At 45.3% G+C, this 20582-nt stretch carries 20 protein-coding genes; 5 read left to right on the forward strand and 15 right to left on the reverse strand.

Annotated features, from left to right (window positions below; translation table 11 throughout):
- Positions 1-107 precede the first annotated feature (107 nt).
- The 3 genes from QUB77_RS12985 to QUB77_RS12995 form a co-directional block, all read right to left on the reverse strand.
- Entirely contained in the window at positions 108-1517 is a 1410-nt protein-coding gene (locus QUB77_RS12985; protein ID WP_333172499.1) for an NAD(P)(+) transhydrogenase (Re/Si-specific) subunit beta, read from the reverse strand.
- Positions 1514-1807: an NAD(P) transhydrogenase subunit alpha gene (locus tag QUB77_RS12990; protein WP_006633295.1), complete on the reverse strand. Its 294-nt coding sequence runs from the start codon at positions 1805-1807 to the stop codon at positions 1514-1516. Before QUB77_RS12990 ends, QUB77_RS12985 begins: the two co-directional genes overlap by 4 nt.
- A gap of 262 nt (positions 1808-2069) precedes the next feature.
- The gene (locus QUB77_RS12995; protein ID WP_333172496.1) at positions 2070-3218 is read right to left on the reverse strand and encodes a Re/Si-specific NAD(P)(+) transhydrogenase subunit alpha; all 1149 of its coding nucleotides are present in this window, start codon (positions 3216-3218) and stop codon (positions 2070-2072) included.
- A 444-nt stretch (positions 3219-3662) separates the two neighbouring features.
- On the opposite strand from QUB77_RS12995, the gene QUB77_RS13000 reads away from it, so the two are divergent.
- Positions 3663-4175, forward strand: coding sequence for a DUF2808 domain-containing protein (locus tag QUB77_RS13000; protein ID WP_333172494.1), 513 nt, complete (start codon positions 3663-3665; stop codon positions 4173-4175).
- 289 nt (positions 4176-4464) lie between these two features.
- Positions 4465-5736 (forward strand): MFS transporter, encoded by a 1272-nt coding sequence (locus QUB77_RS13005; protein WP_333172492.1) that lies wholly within the window; start codon positions 4465-4467, stop codon positions 5734-5736.
- A 304-nt stretch (positions 5737-6040) separates the two neighbouring features.
- On the opposite strand, the gene QUB77_RS13010 is transcribed toward QUB77_RS13005, so the two are convergent.
- From QUB77_RS13010 to QUB77_RS13055, 10 genes are all read right to left on the reverse strand, one after another.
- Positions 6041-6808, reverse strand: a complete 768-nt coding sequence (locus QUB77_RS13010) for an ATP-binding cassette domain-containing protein (RefSeq protein WP_333172752.1) — start codon at positions 6806-6808, stop codon at positions 6041-6043.
- Between the two features lie 125 nt (positions 6809-6933).
- A complete protein-coding gene (glyQ, locus tag QUB77_RS13015) occupies positions 6934-7812 on the reverse strand; it encodes a glycine--tRNA ligase subunit alpha (protein ID WP_333172490.1) in 879 nt (292 codons plus the stop codon).
- Between the two features lie 127 nt (positions 7813-7939).
- Complete coding sequence (locus QUB77_RS13020; RefSeq protein WP_333295931.1) at positions 7940-8227, reverse strand: NfeD family protein; 288 nt, start codon at positions 8225-8227, stop codon at positions 7940-7942.
- 94 nt (positions 8228-8321) lie between these two features.
- Positions 8322-8609 (reverse strand): NfeD family protein, encoded by a 288-nt coding sequence (locus QUB77_RS13025; RefSeq protein ID WP_333035279.1) that lies wholly within the window; start codon positions 8607-8609, stop codon positions 8322-8324.
- A gap of 934 nt (positions 8610-9543) precedes the next feature.
- The gene (locus QUB77_RS13030) at positions 9544-10014 is read right to left on the reverse strand and encodes a GNAT family N-acetyltransferase (protein ID WP_333172488.1); all 471 of its coding nucleotides are present in this window, start codon (positions 10012-10014) and stop codon (positions 9544-9546) included.
- Complete coding sequence (locus QUB77_RS13035) at positions 10011-10526, reverse strand: cupin domain-containing protein (RefSeq protein WP_333172486.1); 516 nt, start codon at positions 10524-10526, stop codon at positions 10011-10013. The genes QUB77_RS13030 and QUB77_RS13035 overlap by 4 nt, the downstream gene beginning before the upstream one ends.
- 9 nt (positions 10527-10535) lie before the next feature.
- Positions 10536-11177 (reverse strand): type I restriction endonuclease, encoded by a 642-nt coding sequence (locus QUB77_RS13040; RefSeq protein WP_333172483.1) that lies wholly within the window; start codon positions 11175-11177, stop codon positions 10536-10538.
- A gap of 43 nt (positions 11178-11220) precedes the next feature.
- Positions 11221-12267 carry a DUF1611 domain-containing protein gene (locus tag QUB77_RS13045; RefSeq protein WP_333172481.1) on the reverse strand — a complete coding sequence of 349 codons (1047 nt, stop codon included), beginning with the start codon at positions 12265-12267 and terminating at the stop codon, positions 11221-11223.
- Between the two features lie 81 nt (positions 12268-12348).
- A complete protein-coding gene (locus QUB77_RS13050; RefSeq protein ID WP_445251735.1) occupies positions 12349-13152 on the reverse strand; it encodes a Uma2 family endonuclease in 804 nt (267 codons plus the stop codon).
- Between the two features lie 31 nt (positions 13153-13183).
- Entirely contained in the window at positions 13184-14254 is a 1071-nt protein-coding gene (locus QUB77_RS13055; protein ID WP_333172479.1) for a dipeptide epimerase, read from the reverse strand.
- A gap of 121 nt (positions 14255-14375) precedes the next feature.
- On the opposite strand from QUB77_RS13055, the gene QUB77_RS13060 reads away from it, so the two are divergent.
- The gene (locus tag QUB77_RS13060; protein ID WP_333172477.1) at positions 14376-15089 is read left to right on the forward strand and encodes a hypothetical protein; all 714 of its coding nucleotides are present in this window, start codon (positions 14376-14378) and stop codon (positions 15087-15089) included.
- Between the two features lie 47 nt (positions 15090-15136).
- On the forward strand, positions 15137-15583 hold the full coding sequence (locus QUB77_RS13065; protein WP_333172475.1) for an NADAR family protein: 447 nt from the start codon (positions 15137-15139) through the stop codon (positions 15581-15583).
- A gap of 455 nt (positions 15584-16038) precedes the next feature.
- On the opposite strand, the gene QUB77_RS13070 is transcribed toward QUB77_RS13065, so the two are convergent.
- Positions 16039-16743: a hypothetical protein gene (locus QUB77_RS13070; RefSeq protein WP_333172473.1), complete on the reverse strand. Its 705-nt coding sequence runs from the start codon at positions 16741-16743 to the stop codon at positions 16039-16041.
- A gap of 189 nt (positions 16744-16932) precedes the next feature.
- The gene (locus QUB77_RS13075; protein ID WP_333172471.1) at positions 16933-17202 is read right to left on the reverse strand and encodes a hypothetical protein; all 270 of its coding nucleotides are present in this window, start codon (positions 17200-17202) and stop codon (positions 16933-16935) included.
- Positions 17203-17577: 375 nt separating this feature from the next.
- Here QUB77_RS13075 and QUB77_RS13080 point away from each other — a divergent pair, with 375 nt between their 5' ends.
- Complete coding sequence (locus QUB77_RS13080) at positions 17578-20532, forward strand: tetratricopeptide repeat protein (protein ID WP_333172469.1); 2955 nt, start codon at positions 17578-17580, stop codon at positions 20530-20532.
- Positions 20533-20582: the final 50 nt, after the last annotated feature.

Below are 20582 nucleotides of genomic sequence, written 5' to 3' on the forward strand. Positions count from 1 at the left end.
TGATATCAACACCCAATCAAAACAAAAAACCCGGTTTATCCAAAAAACCGGGTTTAATCATCTGCGTTAATCCGCGTTAATCCGCCTTAATCAGCGGTTGCAAAATCCTACAACTGCTTCACCTCAGACACCAATTTGGCAACCACATCCTTAGCGCTACCAAACAACATCATCGTCTTATCCTTGTAAAACAACTCGTTGTCAACACCGGAAAAACCAGCACTCATCCCGCGCTTAATCACGATCGTATGCTTGGCTTTATCAACCTCCAAAATCGGCATCCCGTAAATCGGGCTCGCCGTATCGTGACGCGCCGCAGGATTCACCACATCATTCGCCCCAATTACCAACGCCACATCAGTTTCGTCAAACTGCGGATTGATATCGTCCATATCGTACAACTGCGGATAAGGCACGTTTGCTTCCGCCAACAGCACATTCATGTGCCCCGGCATCCGCCCAGCCACCGGGTGAATTGCGTATTTCACGTCAACACCCATTTTTTCCAAACCGTCGGCTAACTCGCGCACCGCGTGCTGTGCTTGCGCTACAGCCATCCCGTAACCGGGAATAATTACCACCGATCGCGCATAACCCAACATCATCGCACTTTCTTCGAGATTGATGCTGCGAACAGTTTTGTCGATCGCACCAGCAGCCCCAGCAGCAGCCGCAGCACTACCGCCACCGCTACCAAAGGCGCTAAACAGCACACTAGAAAGCGATCGATTCATCGCCTTGCACATGATTTGCGTCAAAATAATCCCCGACGCGCCCACCAATGCACCAGCGATAATCAGCATATTGTTCATCAAAATGAACCCAGCCACACTCGCCGCAATCCCCGAATAAGAGTTAAGCAGCGACACCACCACGGGCATATCGCCACCGCCAATCGGGAGCACAAACATGATTCCCAGAATATTGGAAATCGCCACCAAAGCCAGGAATACCGGCACATTTTCCGGATTCGTCAGCATATAACCGCTGCCGGCTAAAAGTGCGATCGCCAGCATGGCATTAAACGGCTGTTGCAGCGGAAACGTCATTGGAGCACCCGGCAGCAATTCTTGCAGCTTCGCAAACGCCACAAGGCTACCAGTGAAAGTAATTCCGCCAATCAACACACCCAAAAGGATCGTGATTGTCGCGTCTGGAGTTGGCGATTCCGGGATGCTGAGATAGCGCCAGAATTCGCCCACAGCAACGAGTGCAGAAGCCGCGCCTCCAAAACCGTTAAGCAAACCCACCATCTGCGGCATATCCGTCATCGCGACGGTTTTCGCCATAATTGTTCCCAAAATGGAACCGATGATAATTCCGACAGCAATCAATTCGTAGCTGATGACTTGCTTTTCCAGCAAAGTACCGACGATCGCAATTAACATCCCGATCGCAGCTAACACATTTCCTTGACGCGCGGTTGCAGGGGAACCCAACTGTTTCAAACCGATAATAAACAAAGATGCGGCAACTAAATAACCTAGTTGAATGCCACTGGGCAGAAAATCGCTCACGCTTTAACCTCTTTTTTCTTGAACATTTGCAGCATTCGATCGGTTACTAAGAAACCGCCGACAACGTTAATTGTGGCCAGGGCGATCGCGATCGTCCCCAAAATCGAAGTAACAGTCACATTGCCTTGGCCCGAAATCAGAATTGCACCTAAAACCGCAATTCCCGAAATCGCATTCGATCCCGACATCAAAGGTGTGTGCAGCGTCGGCGGGACTTTATTAATTACTTCAAATCCCACAAACGATGCTAGAGTAAACACCACTAAACCTGCAATCAATCCTTCTGCCATAACAATTGGTAATGGGTAATTGGAAATAACTCGTTCCCGGTTGCATCCGCCAGGGAATGAATTCCCTGGCTAATAGCCCAAGTCCTCTTAAGAGGACTAATAGACATCTCCAATAATTCTTGTGGAACAGGCATCTTGCCTGTTCAAAAAAGCCTTTTTGGGAGATATCTAATCAGTTCTTCAGTCCTCATAGCGAGGACTTAAGCTTTGAGGCAGGGGTTTCAACCCTTGCTTGCCGGACTTTGCCTCATAACGACAGAATCTAACTGACGGCTGAAGTCTGAGCTGCCAAAGCATCCCGCACTCGCTGATTGCTAATTTCACCATCACGGGCGACGCAAGCACCAGCAATGATATCGTCTTCAAAATTCAAATTGAGTTCCTTATCTTTCACCATCAACTGAACTAAAGCTGAGATATTCTTCGAGTAAGTTTCGCTAGCGTGGACAGGCATCGACGAGGGCACATTAATCGGGCCGATGACATTAACGCCGTTCCATTCAACATCTTTCCCCGCTTCCGTGCATTCGCAATTGCCGCCTTGTTCGCCCGCGAGGTCAACAATTACCGATCCGGGCTTCATTTGAGAAACCATTTCTCTAGTAACTAAAATAGGTGCTTTTCGGCCGGGAACTTGAGCGGTTGTAATAACTGCATCGGAAGCGCTGACGTGTTGGGTGAGCACTTGGCGGGTGTATTCTTTGGCTGCTTCTGATAATTCTTTAGCGTAACCTCCGGCGGCGACGGTTTCTTCCTTGAGTTCGACATCAAGGAATTTAGCGCCCAAACTTTGCACTTGTTCTTTTGTTTCTGGGCGGATGTCGAAGGCTTCGACTACCGCACCCAAACGGCGCGCCGTGGCGATCGCCTGCAAGCCAGCAACGCCCACACCCATTACCAATACTTTCGCGGGGCGAATCGTACCCGCCGCCGTTGTCAGCATCGGAAAATACTTTGGCAAAGCTGCGGCTGCTATCAGTACCGCTTTGTAACCGGCGACGTTGCCCTGAGATGACAGCGCATCCATGCTTTGAGCACGGCTGGTGCGCGGGATCATTTCCATGCTGAATGCCGTTACTTTGCGATCGGCTAAACGCTGCACTAAAGCTGGATCTCCCAAAGGATTCAAAAATCCGATGAAAACGCCTCCTTCCCGGAGTTGATGAACTTCTGATTCTTGCAGGGCCCCGATTTTCACGACGACATCGGCTTCGCCCCACAGCCTAGCAGTATCGGCGACAACCTGAGCTCCCGCTTCTTCGTAAGCAAGATCCGAGAAAAAGGATTTTGCGCCGGCACCGGCCTCAACCCAAACTTCGACGCCCTGTTTGACTAATCGGGCTACAGCGTCGGGTACTAAAGCCACCCGGCGTTCCCCTGCTGCTATTTCTTTTGCGATCGCTAATTTCATACACTCTCCTTATTTAAGCCTTCCTAGGACGGTTGAAACCGCGCCTACACAGACAAAACCTGCCTCCGCAGGTTTCTTGAAGTGCGATTTTTAATCGCCCGATGCCTTGCTTTACATTGAAGCAGCCGTTGCCCTAAACTTCTCTCGTTGATACTAAAGCCGATCGCCCAAATTTGACCCGTATCTTTAACTTATCTTATACATTCAAATTCGCTAAATTGTTAAGTTTGCCACCGATTATGATAGAATTTTATGTCGCCTAATTCTGTAGTTTTAATGTCAGTTATCAGTATTACGCAAAAATTACGCAAAAAAAAGTGACCTCAGCCGGCGGTCGCTCGCCCTCATCAAATTGCTGAGAGATTCGATATATTGTAGGCACGATCGCAAATTTCGGGCGAGCAATATTTAATGTTCACCAAGAGTTTAATTAGAGGAGTTGTTATGCGACGATTATTTTCAGCACTAGCGGTTACAGGTTGCTTGGTGGCTGGGTTGCCCGCCATCAGTTTAGCCCAGTCCATGCCAGGATTCACGATTTTCGGCGGTCCCGATCGCGCCAACCAATTAAACTATCGCTTGGATTACGGTACACCCGGAATGAGTGGCGATAGATATCGGCTGCGAATTCCTTCCAAAAAAGTAAGTTTGGCGATCGCCCAACTGAACATATCCTATCCAGACTACTACAAAGGCGAATTTGACCAAAAAGACATTAAAGTGCGCGTCAAAGACAAAACAATAGAATTGCAAGAAGTAATCTGGGACAAAGAAAATCGATTCATAGAAATTTATCCCAAAGAACCAATTCCTGCAGGCAACAATGTTGAGGTTGTACTCTCCAACGTCAGAAACCCATCTCCGGGCGGAATGTACCATTTCAACGTCCGCATCCGCACCCCCGGTGACGTTCCCTTGCTGCGTTACCTCGGCACTTGGCTGTTGAGCATTAATTGAGGGAAGAGTTCGGGGAAGTAATTTCTCGTTAGCCAAGCGATCGCGACAGAAAAATTTAAATGTTGCGATCGTTTTGCTACGGGCAAAAATTTAACAATACTCCAATCCGGGTTTTCGGGATCTGTAAAATAGAACCTCCGGCTCATATCGCAATTCTAAATGATTCGTAATAATGAGTCTAGGGGCAGTTCCCCGATGGTTGCCCTTCGCTAATTAGGGGTAAGCCCAGGGGCGCTACCCCTACAAAATGTTTACCAATCAAATAGGATTGCTCTAGCCGTAATCACGCATGAATCTACTAGCAAAAATCAAAACAATACAACTTCCTCCAGCGCTGCGATCGAGAAATTATCGCCTGTTCTTTGCAGGACAAGGCATCTCCCTGATTGGCAATTGGATGACGCAAGTCGCTACTGTTTGGCTTGTCTACAATTTGAGCGATTCACCTTGGATGCTCGGCTTGGTGGGATTTACAAGTCAAATCCCCACATTAATTTTACTGCCTTTTGCAGGAGTTTTAATCGATCGCTGGAACCGCCACCGAGTCCTAATTGCCACTCAAATATTAGCAATGGTTCAATCCTTAGCCTTAGCATTTTTAGCGCTAACAGGGGTGGTAAACATTTGGCAGATCCTGGTACTGAGTTTCTTTCAAGGCGCAATTAATGCGTTTGACGCGCCGGCACGGCAAGCTTTTGTACCGGAACTCGTGGAAAAGAAAGAAGATTTAGCAAATGCGATCGCCCTCAACGCTTCCATGTTCAACGGAGCCAGATTAATCGGCCCAGCAATTGCAGGTTTGCTGATAGCTACAGTCGGCGCAAGTTATTGCTTTCTCATTGACGGGCTCAGCTACATCGCCGTAATTGCAGGCTTATTAGCGATGCAAATCAAAGCCCGTAAAATTGCCGCAACTAATACCAAACCCTTACAAAGATTAAAAGAAGGATTCGTTTATGCCTTCGGGTTTCCCCCGATTCGAGCAATTTTACTGCTATTAGCCTTAGTCAGTTTTGCCGGAATGTCACACACAGTATTAGTCCCAATTTTTGCCACCAAAATTCTGCACGGCGACGCACAAACCCTCGGCTTTTTGATGGCATCTTCGGGAGTCGGCGCCTTCGCGGGGGCGATTTATTTAATTTCGCGCAAAAGTGTAGTTGGCCTCGGCAAATGGATTGCGATTTCACCAGCAATTATGGGATTCGGGCTGATAGGTTTTGGTGTGTCCCGCCTCTTGTGGCTGTCATTAATCATGATGTTGTTTGTGGGGTTTGGTTTCATTTTGCAATTTGCAGGAGGAAACACATTTTTGCAAACAATTGTGGAAGACGACAAACGCGGAAGAGTGATGAGCATATACACGATGGCATTTTTTGGGGTGACACCGTTTGGGAATTTAGTTGCTGGCGGATTGGCCAATTATATCGGCGCTCCCAATACAGTCATCATTGGAGGTATAATTTGTGTTTTAGGCTCCATAGTTTTTACCAAACAGTTGCCAGCTTTAAAAAACTTAGTCCGACCACTTTATCAAAAAATGGGTTTAATTCCGCACTAAGGATTTAGCGTTCAATCACAAAAGCCAACATTAAACAAGATTCCCAAAGCTAATATCTGACTGTATCTAGAACAATCCTCAACAATTTGTAAACTTCTCTCTTCCCCTCTTCTCTTTCTCTGCGCCCTCTGCGCCCTCTGCGGTTAAAAAATCCCAATTAATTACGCAACCAGAGGTTAAACCCAGCAAATACAAGTGCAATCGCATCTCTCAGAGAGATTCAAGCAGCTTTAGGCACAACTGTAGAACAAGGTTCTGGGATTTCCCCCGCGTATCTAGGAGCAGAAAATGTTTTTTAGCTTCTTCACCATTCTTGTTGGGCTTCTGCTTCTGCTTGGATTAAATTTTGCCGCAGTTGCGCCCAATTTATTTGAGGAGAGGGCAAATCTTCGATGAGCTTTCCGCGCTGTAAATGCAGAAGTCGCGTGCTAAATTGCTCGGCTAATTCTAATTGATGGTTTACCATTACAATTGTGGTTTGGCCGTTTGTTAGCTGTGTCAATACTTGCAAAAGGTGGGCGGCTTTTCCTGCGTCTAGGGCGGATGTTGGCTCGTCTAAAAGCAAGATTTTTGGTTGCAGGATGATGCCGCGGGCGATCGCCACGATCTGTTTTTGGCCTGTGGAAAGCTGCAATTCGGTGCGATTGAGCCATTCTTGGGGTATGTGCAGTTGTTCGATCGCCCCGCTAATTCTCTCAGCAATGTTTGATGCAGCCACGCCCCGCAGCTTCAAAGGATAAGCCAATGCTTCTCGCACCGACATTCCCAAAAGCTTGGATTCTTGCAGGATGAGGGTGATTTGTTTGCGGAGTTCGATGGCAGGTATTTGCCCATATTCTGTATTTTCCAGATAAATTGAGCCACTGGTGGGACTGCTGAGCCGATTTAGCAGTCGCAACAGCGTTGTTTTCCCCGCACCTGAAGGGCCAACAATTGCCACGCGAGATCCCTTATGTACCTGAAACGATATATTTTCCAACAAATAACTTGAGGCGATCGGTGTTTTCAAGCTTACACCGTCAATTCGCAGTTGAGGATTTGTTTCTGTATTATTTTCCGAATAATTAGGCATTGAATTCATTAAAAATCTAAAAAACCGGATACCCCGATCCCCGACTTCTTTAACAAGTCGGGGATCTAACAGCTAAATTAATCCGTGTATCGGTGTCCGAATCCGTGTCGTGCCATTCTTCCAACTCAAACTTTTACAGCTTTTTCTAAAGGAAAACCCAGCTTTTCGCGCTGTTCCAAATAAAGCTGAGCAACTCGCCGCGCCAAATTGCGAATTTTGGTGATATACCGAGTTCTTTCCGTTACCGAAATCACGCCTCTAGCGTCAAGCAAATTGAAAGTGTGAGAACATTTTAGCACATAATCAAGGCTCGGTAAAACCAATCCTTTTTTTGTCAATTGTTCTGCTTCTTGCTCGTACAACCCAAATAGAGTAAACAGCAATTCTGGATTGGAAGCTTCAAAGTTATAAGTACACTGTTCTATTTCTCCTTGCAGGTGAACGTCGCCGTAAGTTATGCCATCTTTCCACTGAATTTTTGTCATGGCATCGACTTCTTGGAGATACATTGCTAGGCGTTCTAGTCCGTAGGTAATTTCAATAGATACGGGGCGACAGTCAATGCTACCGCACTGTTGAAAGTAGGTAAATTGGGTGATTTCCATGCCGTCGAGCCAGACTTCCCAGCCGACGCCCCAAGCTCCGAGGGTGGGCGATTCCCAGTTGTCTTCTACGAAGCGAATGTCGTGGTCTTCCGGGCTAATTCCTAATGCTCTGAGCGAGTCTAAATAGATGTCTTGGATATTGGGAGGAGAGGGTTTAATTAAAACTTGATATTGATAGTAATGTTGGAAGCGGTTGGGGTTTTCGCCGTAGCGTCCGTCGGTGGGGCGGCGACAGGGTTCTACGTAGGCGACAGACCAAGGTTCGGGGCCAATTGCTCTGAGAAAGGTGTGGGGATTCATGGTTCCTGCACCTTTTTCTGTGTCGTAGGATTGGGCGATCAGGCAGCCTCGATCGCTCCAGAATTTGTTTAAGGTGGCAATGACTGATTGAAAATTCACTGGTTTAAATATGGTTAGTAAGTGTGTCAACTTATTTAAGCATATAAAAGGCAGGGTGTATTTACATAAACCCTGCCGACATCTGATATGGGTGTGAAAAGTTAGGCAGTTTGGATCGAGTTCTAGTTTAGTCTGCAGGAGCCAGGGAAACTAACAGAGTGATGTTGTCAACGCCGATGACATAAACCGTGTCTCCCGGTGTGAGGGTGATTTGGCGATCGCACCGTGCGGGCCACCAGCTACCTTGGAAGCGGACGCGACCTGTTTGATTCGGGTAAATCGATTCATCGACGACTGCTTCTTCGTTGAAATAGTTAAAATTGGTGTTGATGTAGTTATCCATTAAGATATTCTTTTCCGTGCTGTAGGTGTGAGGAGAAAAAATAGAACCGAAAGCTTTTACTACGTTAAACATTTTGTTGACTCCTTTTGTGTTAATATATATCGAAGTTGAGTCGCCTATTGATGCTATTTGAAAGGTTGCATTTCCGGGTGGTTAATGCTCTGATTTAGTCTGCAGGAGCGAGGGAAACTAACAGAGTGATGTTGTCAACGCCGATGACATAAACCGTGTCTCCGGGTGTGAGGGTGATTTGGCGATCGCAACGTGCGGGCCACCAGCTACCTTGGAAGCGGACGCGACCTGTTTGATTCGGGTAAATCGATTCATCGACGACTGCTTCTTCGTTGAAATAGTTAAAATTGGTGTTGACGTAATTTTTGATGAGCATATTGTTAGCGCCGCTGTATCCTTGGGTAGAGAAAATCGAGCCGAAAGCTTTTACTACGTTGAACATGATATTTACTCCTGTTGTGTTAAAATATGTGGATGTGTAATTGTCTGTTTATGCTATTTGAGAGGCTGCATTTCCTCGGTTAAGATTGATTGATAGCCTTGATATTTCATTGTTCTTGCCTTTCGTGGTTTTATCAGGATAAAAAGCCAAGAATTTTTGAAATGTTGAGGGGATTTGAGAAGCGGTTGCGGGTTGTCTAAATCCAGTAATTGCGAGGTATTGAATTAAGGATTTCATTGTTGAGCAGTTGGTGGGATTTACCTCAAGGGTAGATGTGGTTAGCTACATTAGAGATTGTCTGATTCCGCATTACTGCTGCTGTGAATATCTGTGATTTTTGGGTTTAACTTTTGGGCTGAATATTTTGATTGGGTTGTGACTCACTTGCTTTACATTTACTAATTTGCCAGGAGTCGAATATCTGTGGTGCGATCGCCAGTCCACTTTCCGAGTCTGGTACTGGCACAGGACACTTTCAAACCTGCAAACAACGATTTTGCAAAGGTTTCTGCCTAACTATCGGGCTGGTAGCTGTGCCAATTTAGCTAACTGGACTACCGCGAACGGTGAACTATGAACTTACGCAGTCTCGATCGCCCAATCCGGAATATCCATAAATATCTAGTCCGTAACTTACGCACCAAACCCCTAAAAACCCGGTGTCTGACACCCTGTGCGCCATTACGGGCCCGTAAGCGGATCTATGATATAAGCAAGTAAACTTCGCCTCTCACCCGCCCTCCCCATGCGATATTGATTTGTACCTACCTCTTTAGACATAGAAAATAGGCGATCGAGATTGACCCAGATATCAGGAGGCGGTAGGAGTGTTTGATCGATGCAGCTCGATCGCAGCCTGTAATCTCAATTATCGAACAGGTCGAACTTAAAACCCATTCATAAATTCAGAATCTTAAATTCATAAAAGTCATAATTATAGACAACCTGCTTGATACTGCATAATTGTTACAGGAATTCTGAATAAAGTTTTAGCTAATTGAGACAAACCAAACTTGAATTTAAGCGACTGCGGCAATTCTTGTACGGAAACTTCTACGAAGCCAAAGCGAGTATAAAATGATGCGAGCCGCTTTCCCAAACATTCTAAATATAGCGGTTGTGTAGCTTGTTGAATTAAATATTTTGTGAGGTAGCTTCCCAAACCTCGATCGCGCCAATCTTTCGCCACCACCAAACTGCCCAATTCTTGCGCGCCCGCAAAGTTCCGCAACTGTGCGCAAGCTGCCAATTTTCCCTCGCATTCTATCACCCAGAATTGCTGCCAGCGCAACTGAGTTGGATCGAGTTTGGCCCTCCACACTAACATTCTAATTGATTTGATGTCTCGAGCACAGGCCGGGCGGATGGCGCATTCAGACGGTAAAGAAAAAGAACTTTCATTCATGATGATTCCTGTTTGCTGTCTCGTTTGGCTTGAGCTTTCAACATCCTTTCTTTTAACCGCGCATTTCTCTCGGCAATTTCGGGATTTCCCTCATACCAAGGCGGAACATCGTCATAATCGGGAATTCCATCATCTATCAGATAGCGCGCGTTGGGCTGCTTGGGATAACCGACGGCTAATCCTCCAGTACATATCACAAATAAATCTGTATTTTCAGCAGCTTTTAATGCTCTCTTTGCTGCGGGAGAAACTCTCACAATATCGCCGCCCTCAAGTGTCAATAGTTCCCCATCTACAACCATTAGGCCTTTGCCTTCAACTACAATATAAACTTCTTCTTGTTCTGCGTGGCTGTGAGTAAATGTGTAGCCCTCGCCAGCCGGCAAGCGAATTAAACCTAAAGCTACTCCTTGCAGATTTAGCTGTCGCCAAGGGTTGGTGAGTTGGGGCAAATTCTTAAAGTCAAAGTGAGCTTTACTGAATTTATTGTTACTTTCATAATCTAGTTCCATTTTATGTATTTAAGTTGAAGAGGTGTTACTAGAAATTATACCAGCTAGCCGCTTCAAAATGCGAAAAACTTCGTAAAGTTCATTTCCGGGATTCGCAATATCGAAAAGTTTAGAGACGGCATACTGCGGTATGTCTCGTTTAGTCATTTTGATAAATCGAAAGCTGCTACCATTCGTCAGAAGCCCAAATGTTACTGGTTCGGGGCTGGGGTCATTCAGCATATAAAATAGTAACTGAGGAAGCCCAGCTTCAACGGAATATTGAGAGCGTTTTGCTTCGATCGCAACTACCCAAAAAGATTTCAGCAATAGCAGGACATCGATGCTACCCTTGACAATTGTATCTTCATCTTCAATAGTCAGTTCTACTGATTTTTCTGCCTCTATGTGAAAGGGAGTCAAGTAGAAATCTGCTAAAAATAGCAAGGGAGCCAGTACCACCATTTTTACGGTATCTTCCAGCATCGCGTACTTGACACTGTTGATATAACCAGCTTTTACGTTGTCGAGCGATCGCTTTTTGTCATCGCTAATTTCCGGTAAGTCGTCAATCCACTCCCGGAAGAATTGCTCGTCTTCACAAAGTTGAAAATTAAATTTTGTTTCGACATCTAGCAGAGTCAGTGTTTTTGCTTGAATGTTTTGTGTCATAGTTTTATGTAGTTATTTATTAGTTGTATTTTTTTGTAGCATATCAACTGTCGATCGCCTCCAACAACACCTCCGCGCCAAACCTTACCGCATCGGTACAAGGCAATCCCGTTTCTGCTTGAACTTCAGCTATGGCTAACAGCGCATCGGCCTCATTTAAGTGATGAGTGTTGAGGGCGATCGCGCTCACTTTTCCCCCTGCAAAAGCACCCGCAGCAGCAACTATTTCGTACAATTCGACCACTTTTGATAACTTAGGAATCGATATGTGCGGGTGATTGCGAATGCTAGTTTGTCCGGCTCTGTGAGCTAAAATTAAGTGAGTTGGCTGCGAACCCCGCAACAGCGGCAGAGTCGCCGTCGAACCCGGATGCAATAGCGAACCTTGCCCTTCTACGTGCAGAATATCGCATTCAGAACCCAATTTAATCACCATTTGTTCGACAGCACCAGCCGCGAAATCAACTCGCACTGCATCCAAAGGAAGGCCTTCATTTCCGATCATTAAACCCGTTTGTCCGGTTGCCAAAAACTTGGAACGCAAACCTCGCCGCAAGCAAGTGCGATTGAGTTCCAGACTGGTTGACATTTTGCCAACGCTCATATCGGTGCCGACAGTTAATACGCGGCGACAGCTTAATTTAGCAGCAGCGGCAGAGGCGATCGCACCGACAGATTTCGGTTCTTGACGCACGTCCCAAATCCATTGATTGTCGGTTAACGGAACTGTTATCAAAGGTGCAAGTTTCGCGTGCAAACCGTTGACAACTGACAAACCTGCTGCTACCGCTTGATTAATTTCTGGCAGCCATTCCGCAGGCAAAACACCGCCGGAAGGAGCGATACCAATTAGCAGAATATCCGGCGCAAATTGCAGTGCTTCTGCAACGGAAGCAACTATCGGTACTTCTTGAGGAATGCCCGTTAATTCAGGTAAAGATTGTCCTGCACATTGGCGGTCTATTACCGCTACAATTTGTGCTTCGCTGTAGCGCAAAAATGCTAAACCTGTTTTGCCGGAAGAACCGAGAATTCCCTCGTGCAGTAGGATAGCCACTTTGCCATTTTTGATCGGATAGTTTTTAGTCATTGATTCACTTTTGAGACGGGCGATTTTAGATTTTAGCTTCAATCTAAAATCTAAAATCTAAAATCTAAAATCGATTGGGTGTTAGCTGTGATTTGGGTTCAGGGTAAGATCATTCGGATCTTCTCCCAATTCTCGCAATCTGGCCTCTAGTCGCGAGGCTCGCTGGCGTTCCTGTTCCGCTTGCTGTTGAGCGGCTTCCGCTTGTTGTTGAGCGGCTTCCGCTTGTTGTTGAGCGGCTTCCTCCGGCAACAAAATTAGATTGCCCGATTCGTCGAAAAAACGCACCCAAGTCGCTGTTTCTCGATCGACAATTCCTTCCCAAGTCCCCAACCAAAAACCTAACGTTTCGCACCACAGCCAGCCCCGCTCGTTGGGCACTAACGGCTGATAACGCAGGGTGGCATCTAAACGCCATCCTTGCAAAGAATTCGGCTCGAAAGGATCGAAAACAAAGTAATCAGGAGTTCTAAAAACCTGCTCGTAAATATCCTTTTTTTTGCCTGTATCCTGATTTGCAGTTGACGGCGACAGCAGTTCCACAATGACATCCGGGTAACGTCCGTTTTCTTCCCAAACTACCCAGCCTTGTCGGGAAGTATTGCTGTCAACACCCAGCACAGCGAAAAAATCTGGGCCTCGGAAATCCTGCTTCCGAATCTGTTTAGCGCTGTAATAAATAAACATATTGCCACCGACAAAAAAATCGTTCCGGTTAGCTAAACCTTGTTCTAAGGAACGGATTAAAACGGTCATTGCTATACGGTGGCGGTTGCTTTCCCTTTCTGCACCATCATCAAAAATTAAATCAGTCGGTGGCTTGTGTTCTTCAAAGAAAAGCTTGGCTTCTCTATTAATTTGCTCTCCTATAGATTCCACTGGCATCATAGTATCTCCAGATTTGTTTTGAGCGATACTTCTATTCTACAATCTCAATTCGCCGCACTCCCAATCCCGATCGCTCGTTTGGCAGCAAACACCCATTTTCGACGATCGCACCTGTGAAAGGATCGTCTAATAAATTTAAGTGACTGTCCAAATCCAAATAGTCAGCTAGCGGTGAAAGTTGTGCTGCTGCTGTATTTGCGATCGCGCTATCTGAATAGCAGCCGAACATTACTTGCAAATTGCAGGCTTTTGCTGTGTGAATCATCCGCATAGCTTCGGTCAATCCGCCTGACTTCATCATTTTGATATTGATGCCGTGGACGCAGTGCGCTAACTTGGGTATATCGGAACTATTAAAGCAACTTTCATCAGCAAAAATTGGCAGGGGCGATTGACGGTACAGTTCTGAGAATTCATCCATATGGGCGACGGGTGAAAGTGGCTGTTCGACATAATTTATCTGGTATTTTTCCAGCCAGTGACACATCTCTGCTGCATCTTTTAAACTCCAACCGCCGTTAGCATCTACACTGATTTTAAGGTTAGCTGGTGCTTCGTCTAGCACTGCTATTAACATAGCTTTGTCGGCTGCGATTCCTGCGGGATTTCCTAATTTGACCTTGACGGCGCGGTATTTGATGCTTGCTGCATCTTTACCAAACCAATCGCGCACTCTTTCTCTCGCACCAGATGGCGAATTAATGCCGATTGTGACGGAGGTGGGGACAATGCGCGATCGATCTAATCCCCACATTTTCCACAGCGGCAAGCCTGCTTTTTTGCCCAGCCAGTCGTGCATTGCCATGTCTATGCCGGCCCGGGCGGCTGAGGGTAAGTTGACCTCTGTTAATACTTGTTCGATTTTTTGGCGATCGAAGGGAGTAAACTTTTCTAGCAGCGGTGCAACTTCCTGCAATGCAGCTAGCAGAATTTCGGTACTTTGGGGCCGAGAACCTGTGGAAAACGGCGATGCTTCTCCCCAGCCTTCGATTCCTTCGTGTGCTAATTTTACCCATAAATTGGTACTTTGGGCTGTTGTACCGCGACTGATGGTAAGCGCAAACCGCTTGCGGACAGTGAAAGTTTCAATTTGAACGTGCATTGTCAGTGATTGGTAATTTTTTGTAGATAAAAATCCGAGGTGGCGGATTGCGCCGCTCTTGCCATTTTTTACTTTTTACTTTATAGTTTGATTTTCCTTGTTCTAGTTTATCAAAAACTTGATGAAATTCCTGATTTCTGTTTCGCCGAAGAGAGTTGCTTTCTCTCTCAGCATTTGGGTGCTCTTCTTTGCTGTTGCTGGTTGCATCGTACAAGTTCTGCGTTACGGTTTTAACAATAAAGAACGCTGGACTGATTTGTTTAATTTGGACAGAGAAATAAATTATCCTTCGTGGTACTCGTCATTTACTTTGCTGTTTTGCGCGATTTTACTAGGTATTATTGCTACTGCTAAGAAGAAGCAGGGCGATCGCTATTTTGGGCACTGGAAAGCGCTGGCATTCATGTTTGTATTTTTTTCTTTAGATGAAATTTTGAGTTTGCACGAAATATTAATTATTAACGACTTGCGAAAGGCACTGGATTTAGGGGGACTTTTTTACTTCATTTGGGTAATTCCGGGGGCGATTTTTGTTGTGGTTACTGGGCTGGCTTATCTCAAGTTTCTCCGGCACCTACCCCGGAAAACAAGAAATTTCTTTTTACTGGCAGGCAGTATATATGTTGGTGGAGCACTTGGCATGGAAATGGTTTGTGGCTATTATGCAGATGCGGTAGGTCCGCGAAACTTGATATACGGTTTGATGGCTTCTGTTGAGGAAATTTTGGAAATGGTAGGGGTGATCGTATTTATCTACGCCCTGCTGTCTTACATCGGTTCCTATCTTGAAAATATTGATTTGCGGTTGAAGATAGTGGAGAATCCACAGCGGTAAGGCTGACATCAACCAAGATTATTAACGAAACTGAAATCGCAGACTTTATGCCCATCTACTTCTACACCACTGGCAGCGAATACGGCTGTTTTTCTAATTTTTCCAGTCATGGATTCGAGTTAGACGGAGAATATTGGCCAACTACTGAGCATTATTTTCAAGCACAAAAGTTTCCCGCAACGGCTAACTGCGACCAAATTCGCCAAGCAAAAACGCCGAAAGATGCCGCAAAAATGGGACGCGATCGCTCTCGTCCCCTCCGCAAAGATTGGGAAAAAGTAAAAGATGATATCATGAGAAAAGCCCTACTCCGCAAATTTGAAACTCATCCCGAAATAAGAGAAATTTTACTCGCTACTGGCGATGAGCAAATAGTCGAAAATTCCCCTAGTGATTACTATTGGGGTTGCGGGAAAGATGGCAGCGGCAAAAATATGTTGGGCCAGATTTTAATGGAAGTAAGGGAAATATTGCGAAAACGCACGTCAGAGTAAAACCGAACTTAAATTTCCCAAACTAAAGCAGGACTTATTTAATCCTAAGTCCTGCAATGCTCCTAAGCGAGCATTTCCTCAATTTTCTTAAACACGCTGACTCAAAAATCCGCTTGACCAACTGTCGAATTTTGTGCCAATCTCCTCAGACTGTTCTGGTAGAGGGTTTAGCCTCTCTTAGAAGACTGCAAAGCAGGGGAAACGGTAAAAACCCTGCACCACTTTTTGATTTCAACAACTCTTGTCAACCCGAATTAACTTTTATCGTCGCAAGTACAGCATTTGTTGGCCAGTCGCCTCCCGGACACCGTTCTCCTTAGGTTGGCGATTCACAGGTCAAACAGCAAAACTCCTGTTCTGGTTAAATTTTGTTTTTTTATTGATGCTGTATCTTTCTATTGTGTGGGATTTGGGGAAAGAGTTAGCTATTGTACAGAATTCTTTACATTTGTGATTTATTCGGATACAATCGCGCCACTCTGTCGCAGTTGCTGTTGAATTCTGTTAAATTCTTTCTGTTCTGCGCTTAGCAAAGTATTGTCGATCGGCGATCGCATATCCCACTGCAATTCCGACAATAACCACAAACAGCCAGCCATAATTATTCCTGTGGTTAGATATTGCCAAGGTGCAACAAAAGTTAATAGAGGGATGCTAAATAAATGAGTTAGTGCAATCAGGATAAAAGTGCGCGATCGCAAACCGAGTCCCGTCAACAAATAGCCGATCGCGCTCAACCCCAACCACAAATCGCAAAGGTGCAGCAACCAACCTCCCCAACCGGCAAAAATACTGCAATCGGTCAGAACCAAACCAGTTATCATCAAAATCGCCCAAGAGTAAAGAATCCAGCTAACTCGCTCGACTCTTACCCAAAACAAAGTCAAAACCGCCATTGTCGCAGTGCCAATTAGAGTCAAAGTTGACCACAGAATCGCCTGAAAGCTCCAACTGATAGGGACAAACTGAGCCGTAAAAAAAATCCCTCCTGTCACCAAACCCCAAAGCAGAAAAGTTTGGTCGATGCGGGTATAAAGTCCTGAGAAAAGAGTAATATTTCCAATTTGCCAGCGGAGTTGCAACAGGCCTTCGCGGTCTTGTACGTCGAGATGTTCCTGTTTGCAGCGGATTAGGGGTTCGCAGGGGTTGAAAAAGGTCATCCAGAGTTGGGGAAAGTATGAAGTTTTGTGTATTGTAACAAGTCTTAAGGAATATTTTTTATATTTTTTCTTCTTCCCCGGCTCAGCCTGGGGACGTAGATTTGGAGGCTGTGTTTGCTGTTTTCCTCAGCAACCGAAGAGGCTGAAGGCTGCGTTAAACTTAAACTAACGCAGCCTTGAGGTTTGAGTTCAAGCAAGTCTCCAATTCTTATCTTTTGGAGAATAAATGAAGGCAACATTCACAAGAATTGAGCCATCTTTTTTGCCTGTAGAGTAAATTTGCCACGTACCTGTGGGAACCTGTCGCAGATACGGTTTATTTTTCCTTAGCCGATCGTAGATTGAGCTTTTTGAGCGTTGTACTAATTCGGCGGCACGTTCAACTGTGCAGCCCATTTCCACCGAAACTGCGATCGGCTGGGTGAACAGATTGAGCTGTTCGCTGTTATAATTAGTCATGAGAAATCCTCGGTCTATATAGACCATAAACAACATGAGAGTGCTACTGGTTGCAGCCAGTGGCCCCCGAAAACTGATAAGCACTTGAGAGCGTCTCTAGTAAAAGCTAGGGGCGCTTGTTTGCTTGTTAAGGGCAGTCTAACACTGCTTTCAAAAATATACAACAAATTTGACGTATATTTTTTGAACCTATGGTAAGCTAGACGTATAAACTATCAAAGCCTTGTCTAACAAGCATTTTCTCCTTCCCGGCTCTGCCTGGGGACGCTGATGGGGAGGCAGAGCCTCCTGTTTTCCTCCGCAACCGACGAGGCAGAGCCTCTAGATATAGGTTCCCAGGCACAGCCGGGGAACCAGTTAAACCCAATAGATATTATGAAAAATACATTTATCTCTCGATTTACTCCTAGCTTGATGGCACCAGAAACCCTGGAAGCTATCTTAGTACAGCGTCACGCACTGGCAGAACATTTAGTAGAGCTAATTCGGGTGAGCGCGCTAACAGATAACAAGCATTTTCAACTGCTAATAGGGCCGCGCGGCATTGGCAAAACGCACTTGGTTTCCCTGATTTATCATCGCGTTGTTAAGATGGAAGATTTGCGGGATAAATTGCTAATTGCGTGGCTGCAGGAAGAGGAATGGGGGATTGCGTCTTTTTTGGATTTATTGCGGGGAATATTCCGGGCAATTGCTAAAGAATATCCGGCTGCATATCAAGCTGAGTTACATGATGATGTTGAAAAGCTTTATGATTTGTCGCCGGAGCAAGCTGAATTTAAGGCCGCTGAATTGCTGAGAGACTTTGTTGGCAAGCGGGTGCTGTTGTTGATTGTCGAAAATTTAGAGGACGTTTTTAGCGGCTTGGGGGATTTCGGGCAGAAGCAGTTGAAGGCGTATATTCAAAATTATTCATTTTTGACAATTTTGGCAACCTCACAAAGCTTGTTTGATGGAGTCAAGCTCTCTAATAATCCTTTTTATGATTTTTTTGATTTACATGAATTAGATGAGTTTAAGCTCGATGATGCTGTAGCTTTATTAAATCATATTGCCAAGTTAGAAGGGAATAGTGATTTAGCATCTTTTATTCAAAGTCCAACAGGGCGCGATCGCATTAAAGTTGTGCATTACCTTTCTGGTGGCAGTCCTCGCGTCTACATTGTTTTTTCGGCTTTTCTGATGACTCCTGAATCGCTCGATAAATTGGTAGAACCGTTCATGGAAATGCTGGACAGCCTCACGCCCTACTATCAGGATCGGATGAAATATCTTTCAAATCAGCAGCGAAAAATTGTTGATTTTTTGTGCGATCGAGGTGGTGCTGCACCAGTCAAAGAAATTGCTAAACGCTGTTTTATTGAGCAGCGAACTGTATCTAGCCAACTTAAAGATTTGCGAGATAAGGGTTATGTCAAAACTGAGGAGATAGGACGGGAATCGTGGTATGAATTGCGGGAACCATTGATGCGTTTTTGTCTGGAGGTAAAGAAGCAGCGAAATCAACCGATTCGATTAATTGTGGATTTTATTCGGGTTTGGTATACGCGGAAAGAATTGCAGCAGCGATTGGGATTGAGGATGGCGGATGTTGATTTGGCGGACAAAGAATGTCATTTTATGTATCGGCAAGGTTTGAAACCGATTCCACCTGATGCTGTGATGGAACGAGAATATTATACGCGGGCGCTTGAGGCTATTGAGAGAAATGAGGAAGACCCGCGTCTGAAGGCTTATGTTGATGAAATTCAATATTGTAGTGAACAGAAAGACTATGTTTCGGCTTTAGAATATGCGGAAAAATTGGTAACAAGTCGCGGCGAGGCAAGGGATTGGTCGCTAAAGGGATACTTCTTAAATAGGCGGGAATGGTACGATGAAGCTTTGGAATGTTTAGATAAAGCTATTGAAATCGATTCCAATTATAAAATCGCTTGGCATCTACGAGGCGATGTACTCAACAACCTCGAACGCTATGAAGAATCCTTAGAATCTTACGATAGGGTGATCGAACTAGATGCCAACGATCAGTGGGTTTTGGTTAACCGAGGCGATGTACTCAAAAACCTTAAACGCTATGAAGAAGCCTTAGTATCTTACGATCGCGCGATCAAACTAGATGCCAACGATCAGTGGGCTTGGGTTAACAGAGGTAATGTACTCGACAACCTCGAACGCTATGAAGAAGCCTTAGTATCTTACGATCGGGCGATCAAACTTGATGCCAATTATCAGTTGGTTTGGTTTCTTCGAGGTCTTTTACTCGATACACTCAAACGTTATGAAGAAGCCTTAATATCTTACGATCGGGCGATCAAACTTGATGCCAATTATCAGTTAGGTTGGAGTTGGCGAGGTCATGTACTCTACAACCTTAAACGCTATGAAGAAGCCTTAGTATCTTACGATCGCGCGATCAAACTTGGTGCCAACGATCAGTGGGCTTGGGTTAACCGAGGCCATGTACTCTACAACCTTAAACGCTATGAAGAAGCCTTAGCATCTTATGATCGGGCGATCGAACTTGATGCCAATTATCAGTTAGGTTGGAGTTTGCGAGGCCATGTACTGAACGAACTCAAACGCTATGAAGAAGCCTTAGTATCCTTTGATCGCGCGATCAAGCTTGATGCCAATTATTCGCATGTTTGGGTGTTACGAGGCTTTTTACTCAAAAACCTCAAACGCTATGAAGAAGCCTTAGAATCCTTTGATCGGGCGATCGAACTTGACGCTAATTATCAGTTGGCTTGGTTTCAGCGAGGCGGGTTGCTAGACAAACTCGGCCGCTATGAAGAAGCTTTAATATCTTGCGATAAAGCGATCGAACTTGGTGAGCAATTTTCATATGCCTTCTTCAACCGTGCCATTGCCATTCTCGGATTGAATCGCTGGAATGAAGGTATCGCCGCCTTAGACGACGCATTCCAACGCCTAGAACCAGGCGATGAAGCTTATGCAGAAGATGCCGATTTAATTATCCGCAACCTGTTCATCAACACGCACGATCTAGCGATATCTCAAACTCGCATCACCAGCCTAATTGCCGTTTACGAAAAACACAAATCTCTCTCAATCTTAGGAAATGGAATTGTGCGAAATATCCCCGCGCTCATGTCAGAAATGGTGAGTGACAAAGCCGCCCGCACTTGGTTAGAATTGTGGCAAGAACTAACCAGCAACTACGAAGAACAATTCCCAATTCCCATCCGCCTGCTGGATGCGGCTGTCCGCTATAAGGAAACAAAGGGCGACAGACGAGTTTTGCTAGAACTTGCCATAGAAGAACGCAATTTATTAGAACCGTTGGTGTCAACAAAACCAGAATAAGTAAAACAGGACTTACGCACTCCCACAAAGAAACCGGATTTTTTACCTAA

It is taken from the genome of Microcoleus sp. AT9b-C3 (assembly GCF_036705485.1).
Taxonomy (GTDB): domain Bacteria; phylum Cyanobacteriota; class Cyanobacteriia; order Cyanobacteriales; family Microcoleaceae; genus Microcoleus.